This window comes from Salmonella sp. SAL00653 (assembly GCF_046552515.1).
GTDB lineage: Bacteria > Pseudomonadota > Gammaproteobacteria > Enterobacterales > Enterobacteriaceae > Salmonella > Salmonella enterica.
Map to the genome: position 1 here is coordinate 1 of NZ_JBGDTY010000052.1, position 546 is coordinate 546.

Below are 546 nucleotides of genomic sequence, written 5' to 3' on the forward strand. Positions count from 1 at the left end.
CATCCTGACTGCCTCGACGGATGGTTAAGTTGCAGTTTTCATACTGATTCTGGAGACGGGTAATTAATTCTTTTTCAAGCGCAGGAACGGCACCTTCCGGAAGCTGTTTTGTCCGGCTGATAACAAGTTCAATTCTCATAATTCCCTCTACATTTAACTACTGTATATAAACACAGTATGCCTGTTAGAAAGAATATTCAAGAGGTGAATAGCACTTTTTGCAAAAGCTAGCATGTTGTTTCATATCAGATTTTAGGCGAAAAACCCGCCGCAGCGGGTTATGACGCAACACTTCATGCCGGAGTTTTCCGATCCGTCTTGTTGTGAACCTCCCAGAGACTAATGCCGCAACTGAACACAAACTCAGCCAGATAATTTAAACCGGACCATTCCCGGATGCCGCCGCGCGCCGCTTCCACAAATACAGCGATATCCTGATCACGCCACACTCCAAACAGGCGCCAGCCGCCACTGTCAGTCTTAACGGCTGCTATACGCGTCAGAACACCAGTCTGGTACAGGTCAGTGAACGCAGGTTTCTTCCTG

2 protein-coding genes are annotated in these 546 nt (G+C 47.4%); both read right to left on the reverse strand.

Annotated elements, in window-relative coordinates:
- On the reverse strand, positions 1-139 hold a 139-nt coding region (locus ACLJRU_RS23390), incomplete at its 3' end, for a DinI-like family protein (protein ID WP_136022887.1).
- Positions 140-293: 154 nt separating this feature from the next.
- Positions 294-546 (reverse strand): hypothetical protein (locus tag ACLJRU_RS23395; protein ID WP_079961231.1); only part of this gene is annotated, 253 nt, incomplete at its 5' end.